This is a genomic window from Gracilibacillus suaedae (genome assembly GCF_017599345.1).
In the GTDB taxonomy this organism is placed as follows: Bacteria; Bacillota; Bacilli; order Bacillales; family Amphibacillaceae; genus Gracilibacillus; species Gracilibacillus suaedae.
The window spans coordinates 1-6,861 of sequence record NZ_JAGFVL010000008.1 but is presented as its reverse complement, the minus strand read 5'-3'; the positions used below and the strand labels follow the sequence as shown (position 1 = coordinate 6,861).

The following is a 6,861-nucleotide window of genomic DNA, read 5'->3' as shown; positions in this document are numbered from 1 at the left end:
GGACAAAAAGAGAGGAAATATGCAAGAAGTGTCTTCGAGAAGCGCCCTCGAGGACAAAAAGAGGGAAAATCAACAAGAAGTGTCTTCGAGAAGCGTTCTCGAGGACAAAAAGAGGGGAAAACAGCAAAAAGTGTCTTCGAGAAACTTTAGCTCGCCTGACTGTCAAAAACTAGTAGACTTCCTGCGAGCACCCTTACTACCGACAACCTATCCCCACTATAAATACACCATTCCAATTGTATTATTTTCAATTGTAAATATTTATCGTTATAATTAGTATTACTAAATAAAAGAAAGGAAGATACGAATGGATGGCCTTGAACCAGGAAGAACAATCCAAATACAGAGCTATAAACATAATGGTCAGCTCCATCGTGTCTGGGATACAACAACGGTATTAAAAGGAACAAGCAATCGCGTGATTGGTGCAAATGATAAAACATTAGTTACAGAAAGTGATGGTCGCACATGGATAACGAGAGAGCCGGCTATTTGTTTTTTTCATGCGAAGTATTGGTTCAATGTAATCGGAATGTTACGCGATGATGGCATATATTATTACTGTAACATTAGCTCGCCATTTGTATTCGAGGACCGGGCCGTGAAATATATAGATTATGACTTAGACGTAAAAGTATTTCCAGATATGACATATACGCTATTGGATGAGGATGAATATGAGTTGCATAAAAGTCAAATGAATTATCCAAAAGTTTTGGATAAAATATTATGGAACAATGTCGATCATCTTCTGCACTGGGTAAGACAGCGAAAGGGACCATTTTCACCAGAGTTCGTGGACCAATGGTATGAATTATATTTAACCTATCGCTAATCGCAACATCGGAAGAGGTGAAACAGGTTTGGACAGTATAAAAAGGTATATGCAATTTGTCTTCCCCTATAAGTGGAAGATTTTAGTTACGGTGTTAATAGGGATCGTGAAATTCGGTATCCCTCTTTTAATGCCTTTAATTGTGAAGTATGTAATCGATGATATTATTGGCGCTGACGGATTAACGTCCGATCAAAAATTATCGCAATTATTTTGGTTAATGGGAATCGCTGCAATTTTATTTGTCTTTCTTCGTCCGCCAATTGAATACTATCGTCAGTATTTGGCACAATGGACAGGAAACAAAATTTTATATGATATCCGTGAGAAGTTATTTGATCATATCCAACGTTTAAGCTTACAGTTTTATTCACGTACGAAAACTGGCGAAATTATTTCCAGGGTAATACATGATGTCGAGCAAACCAAGAATTTTGTCATGACAGGTTTAATGAATATTTGGCTTGATATGATAACGATCCTGATTGCGATTGGGATTATGTTATTCATGGATGTATGGTTGACAATTGTAGCGATTGCGTTATTCCCACTCTATGCCATATCCGTGAAGATCTTTTATGGCAAATTACGCAGTCTGACGAAACAGAGGTCCCAAGCATTAGCTGAAGTACAAGGCCACCTGCATGAACGTGTTCAAGGAATACCTGTCACACGGAGTTTTGCATTGGAAGACTATGAGGAAAAAGAATTCGATAAACAAAATCAGAATTTCCTAGACCGTGCAATTGATCATACGGCATGGAATGCGAAAACTTTTGCAGTTATGAATACCATTACCGATTTGGCACCATTATTAGTCATTGGGTTTGCCGGATATTTTGCGATTACATCTGACCTATCAGTAGGTACAATCGCGGCATTCGTTGGTTATATGGATCGTGTCTATAGTCCATTGCGAAGATTAATTAGTTCGTCAACCGTACTAGTACAATCAATCGCGTCAATGGATCGTGTTTTTGAATTTATTGATGAAAAATATGATATTAAAGATAAACCGAATGCAAAACCATTGAATAAAGTCGATGGAAAAGTCGAGTTTGACCATGTATCTTTCCGCTATGAAGAAGAGGAAGAGAAGGTATTACGGGATATTTCTCTAGATGTTAAGCAGGGAGAGACAGTCGCTTTAGTTGGTATGAGTGGCGGCGGAAAGTCAACGATTATCAGCTTGATTCCACGTTTTTACGATGTAACAGGTGGCCGGATTCTTATTGACGGTCATGATATTCGTGATGTGCAAGCACGCTCATTAAGGGATAAAATTGGTATGGTGTTACAGGATAATATTTTGTTTAGTGAGTCGATTGCGATGAACATTCGCATGGGTAAACCTGATGCAACTGATGAGGAAGTAATAGCGGCTGCCAAAGCTGCCAATGCCCACCATTTTATCAGCGACTTGGCGAATGGGTATGATACGTTGGTCGGTGAACGAGGGGTAAAACTGTCAGGTGGACAAAAGCAACGAATTGCTATTGCCCGTGTATTCTTAAAAAACCCGCCATTATTGATTTTAGATGAAGCAACATCAGCACTTGATTTAGAAAGTGAGCACTTAATTCAGGAAGCATTGGAAAAACTAGCTTCAGACCGAACTACTTTTATCGTCGCCCACCGATTATCGACAATTACCCATGCTGATCGAATCGTTTTAATTGAAAATGGCGAAATTGTTGAAGAAGGGACACACCAGCAGTTAATGCAACAGCAGGGCCATTATTATAATTTATATCAAGTACAAGAATTAGATAATGACTAGAACCATCCGTAACTAGCGGATGGTTTTTTCTATGGATATGGAAGGATTTTTCTGTTCTTTTTCTTAAAGTTGAAGTCGAGGTGCTCGTGAAATCTTTGATAACTATTCAAAATTCGCTGGAGATGAAGAATTTCTTTATGATATTCCATCAGTCGCGATGCCAGCGGTAATAGAGAGAGCCTATCTTTATCATCTTGTTCGTATACATGTATAAGTGTTTCGACAAGATGTGGAATATCAGGATCAGTAATTTCTTCTATCGATTTCGTAGGGTTTTTTTTGATTTTGCCCATTGCACTTAATAACAAGCGTTCATGTGAATAGATAATTTTATCTAATTCATCAACTAACACATTTTGAAATTCTTTGGGGATATTTTCAACTTTATCATCGTATTGATGGAATGCGTTTAAAGTAGCTAATGACTTTTTTGATGTGTTAATCATTTGTCTAAAAATAATTAATTTGCGCATTCTCGGCATTCTTGTTTTTCTGAAATACATTCTTTCTTCACTAAACAATAAGTATGTATGATCGATATGACGTATTTCTGTTTCAATCCGAACAATCTCAGTACGTAAAGCAGGATCATCTGATAAATGTCTGGTAGAAATCCGTAGCCATTGTAGAATATCAGAGGTGATCTGATCGATCGACTTGAATAAACGTAATTCATATTTTGGTGGTAGAAATAACATATTGACAATAAACGCAGAGAGAATTCCTAATGTTAATGCAGAAAAACGAACACCAGCAAAGTGCAGTAACAACATTTCGGTTGTTTCCATTACCGCAAGTACTGCAATAATGGCTAAGGCAATCGTATTCTCATTCATCTTAAAATACATACAAAGAGCAATAACAATAATAATGGTAAAACCAATAACAATAGGGTCATTGCCTAGCCCGAACACAACCATTGCTCCAATACCGACACCAAAAATATTAGCGTAAATCTGTTCAAGCATGGTTTGAAACGAACGATATATATTTGGTTGGATCGCAAAAGCTGCAGCAATCCCAGCATATGTAGCAGCTTCAAGTCCAATTAAATCGGCAATATATAGTGCAACAGTGATTGCGAAGCCAGTCTTCAGGATTCGAGCACCAAGCTTCATAAAAACACTCCTTCTAAAATTTGTCATCTTCAGTATAACAGTTTCTCAATTTTCGGTGAAATAAAGTGAGACCCCCATAAGTAGGGACCACTGATGGTTAACTACGTAATAAAGTTCCGGAAAAATCCAAGTATGAAAACCGATTGGAAGTGAAAAATAGACATAGTACTATATTACCGTTGGATGGAAGGGAAAAACGTGAAGGATAAAAAATTAGATCTTATTGCATTAGCATCAATACCATTAGTGATGACATTGGGCAATTCCATGTTAATCCCAATTCTTCCGATTATCGAAAAGAAAATAGATATTACATCTTTTCAATCAAGTCTGATTATAACTGTATATTCAATTGTAGCCATTCTTTTGATTCCTTTAGCAGGGTATTTATCTGATAAAATCGGGCGGAAAAAAGTCATGATACCTAGCCTTATTGTTACTGGTATAGGTGGACTTATTTCTGCTTTTGCGGCATGGAAAATGGCAGATCCTTTTATGGTTATTTTAATAGGCCGTTTCTTACAAGGTATCGGCGCTTCCGGTGCCTTTCCAGTTGTCATTCCGACTGTTGGCGACATGTTTGACGATGAAAAGGATGTAAGTGCCGGATTAGGGATCATCGAAACATCGAATACATTTGGTAAAGTCTTAAGTCCAATCATTGGTGCAGCACTTGCCATTTTCATTTGGTATTTACCGTTTCTCTTCATCCCGATCTTTTCGGCGATTTCGGTTCTGTTAGTCATGTTCTTGGTTAAACCACCAAAAGAAGACGACGAGGAAGAGAAACAAACATTTAAACACTTTTTACAGTTGATCAAGAAAGTTTTTCATGACAACGGAAAATGGCTAATCAGTACTTTTATTATTGGCTGTATCAACATGTTTGTCCTATTTGGATTTTTGTTTCATTTTTCTACATTATTAGAAAAGGATTATCAGATGGAAGGAATCATCAAAGGTTCCATCCTTGCTATACCATTGTTATTCTTATGTATCGCATCCTATGTGGCTGGGAAGAAAATTGGCAAAAATAAAATTGTGATGAAATGGGTTATTCTAGTAGGGAATGTAATAGGAGGCGTTCCTCTACTATTTATTAAACCTGATGTTACCATGATGTATATTTCGGTCATGTTGTCGATAGCAGGGATTGGGATAGGTATTTCCTTGCCAACATTAGATGCATTGATTACAGAAGGTGTGAAAAAAGATGTGCGAGGAACGGTAACATCATTATACAGCAGTATGCGTTTTTTAGGAGTTGCTGCTGGTCCACCGATAATCGCCATTTTTATTGAAAAAAATCCAGACTGGATGTATTACTTTTTAGCAGGACTAAGTGCAATCGCGATTTTGGTTACCTTTTTTGCGATTAAACCGAGTACAGAGGAAAGTAGTCAATCATAAAACACCCCCGTTTCATTTGATTGAAACGGGGGTGTGATGTTTCTTTATTGTTTGGTAGGGATATTAGTGTGTAATGGTGGCGTAACTAACCAGCCTTTTTCTTTATTTAATCGCAGCATTTTCGCTCCAGCTTGAGCCTGATTCATATGGAATTGACCAAAAAGCATGGCGATGTCTTCACGTGTAGATTGTCCAATAATGGTACTGCATGCTACAAGACATTTGGCGATATTTGCTGAGATTGCTGCACTGATCTCCGCGTCATTAAATCTAGCTCCAACCGGAATGTCCTCTAAAGTTGCATAAGAACGTTCAGGTGGAGAAGGTGGTAAGGCAATACCATTTACTTTTAATATTTCCTCTATTCGTTCACTTTCCTGTTTGATTAAGGAAATACCATCATCCAACTGTTTCTTTAAATCTTGATCTCCACAATGATTCAGAAATGTCTGGTATGCGGCATAGTTACCTTTCGCAGCTAATAAATATGCCCAAATGCTTGCAATTTCACCATAGTGTAATGGTTGTTTTTTTGGATCACCTGATAAAATACCCATGTTTTTCCTCCTTGTTAATAGGGATCTTATATAGTAAACCCCTCATTTGATTATTGATTTAGCTGTTGTTGGCATTGCTGACAGAGTTGCTGAATTTGTTGCAGCTGTTGTGCAGCATTGCGTTCTGTTTGCGCCATTCCCTGTTGAGCAGCACCCATGTTAGCTCCAGCTTGTTGTTGAGCCTGTCCTTGTAGTTGTTGGGCATTTTGCTGTTCTTGTTGTTCCAGTTGCTGTGCAATTTGTGTAATTTGTTGTAATGCTTGCTGAACTTGTTGCTGATGAGGCATATTTGTCACCCTTTCGAGTTTTGATACATAGCTATTGTGTGTATTTAACATGAAACTATGCGTGCGAATAAAAGCTTTTAGATAACAAACAATAATGGAGGAGGTGAATAGAGTGATAAGCTTAATTGTCAAAATAATTACAGTACCAATTGTGTTACTGATTTCTATGTTTATGTCGGATAATGTTAATTACGGGGCAATGTGGCAACCGTTTCTGATCATTTTACTATTAATAGGAAGTGGTTTGGCATTAGAATATGCACTGTTGAATAGTGAAACTTTGTGGACAAGTGTTGTACTCGATTTAATCACAGCGTTTTTAATTCTCTATTTTATTTCCAATATATTTGCAGGTGCATACGTTTCTTTCGGAGGAGCTTTAGGTGTATCAATTATTTTAGGTGTATGTGAATACTTATTGCACCGATTCTTAATCCGTTCTGGAAATGTTGATAAAGCACCAGCTTAAATAAATAGAAGGTGTAGTGTTCCCACTACACCTCTATTATATAGAAAAAGTATAAAATCAGCGCAATGACCGTGTTAATCGAAGTAGTTATGTTGAAATGTTTGATGTGTATTTGCAACGCTCCGACTAATTACGTCGCTTTCCGCGGGCAGGGCCTCAACTAACTTTGCAAAGAAAAACACTTTACAAAGTGGAGTGGGCAGCCGGAGTGGTGGTTAAGCTGTTCAAGTATTTCATAATGAATGCTAGAGAAATGGTAACTCTTTAACTTTTAATCATAAGGACTGAGCGTTTTTTGCTCAGTTTTTTCTTCATAAGGAAAGAAAGTATATAATCCTCGGTATCAACGCATTTGTTATCAAAGTAGCCATTTTGAAATAAACCGTATAGGAAACCATCGCTGCG

General features: G+C 37.5%; 7 protein-coding genes. 4 read left to right on the top strand and 3 right to left on the bottom strand.

What is annotated here, in order from left to right; translation table 11 throughout:
* The first annotated feature begins 307 nt into the window (after window positions 1–307).
* Together ntdP and J5J03_RS00970 are read left to right on the top strand one after the other, a co-directional pair.
* Window positions 308–835, top strand: coding sequence for a nucleoside tri-diphosphate phosphatase (ntdP, locus tag J5J03_RS00975; RefSeq protein WP_208585676.1), 528 nt, complete (start codon window positions 308–310; stop codon window positions 833–835).
* Between the two features lie 28 nt (window positions 836–863).
* On the top strand, window positions 864–2,615 hold the full coding sequence (locus J5J03_RS00970; protein WP_269435770.1) for an ABC transporter ATP-binding protein: 1,752 nt from the start codon (window positions 864–866) through the stop codon (window positions 2,613–2,615).
* A 29-nt stretch (window positions 2,616–2,644) separates the two neighbouring features.
* Here the strand turns inward: J5J03_RS00970 and J5J03_RS00965 are convergent, their stop codons facing one another.
* A complete protein-coding gene (locus tag J5J03_RS00965) occupies window positions 2,645–3,733 on the bottom strand; it encodes an FUSC family protein (protein ID WP_208585675.1) in 1,089 nt (362 codons plus the stop codon).
* A 198-nt stretch (window positions 3,734–3,931) separates the two neighbouring features.
* Here J5J03_RS00965 and J5J03_RS00960 point away from each other — a divergent pair, with 198 nt between their 5' ends.
* Window positions 3,932–5,143 carry an MFS transporter gene (locus J5J03_RS00960; RefSeq protein WP_331460398.1) on the top strand — a complete coding sequence of 404 codons (1,212 nt, stop codon included), beginning with the start codon at window positions 3,932–3,934 and terminating at the stop codon, window positions 5,141–5,143.
* Window positions 5,144–5,187: 44 nt separating this feature from the next.
* Here the strand turns inward: J5J03_RS00960 and J5J03_RS00955 are convergent, their stop codons facing one another.
* A complete protein-coding gene (locus tag J5J03_RS00955) occupies window positions 5,188–5,700 on the bottom strand; it encodes a DUF3231 family protein (RefSeq protein WP_208585673.1) in 513 nt (170 codons plus the stop codon).
* A gap of 50 nt (window positions 5,701–5,750) precedes the next feature.
* Window positions 5,751–5,987 carry a hypothetical protein gene (locus J5J03_RS00950; protein WP_208585672.1) on the bottom strand — a complete coding sequence of 79 codons (237 nt, stop codon included), beginning with the start codon at window positions 5,985–5,987 and terminating at the stop codon, window positions 5,751–5,753.
* A 112-nt stretch (window positions 5,988–6,099) separates the two neighbouring features.
* On the opposite strand from J5J03_RS00950, the gene J5J03_RS00945 reads away from it, so the two are divergent.
* Entirely contained in the window at window positions 6,100–6,456 is a 357-nt protein-coding gene (locus tag J5J03_RS00945; RefSeq protein ID WP_208585671.1) for a DUF2512 family protein, read from the top strand.
* Window positions 6,457–6,861 lie beyond the last annotated feature (405 nt).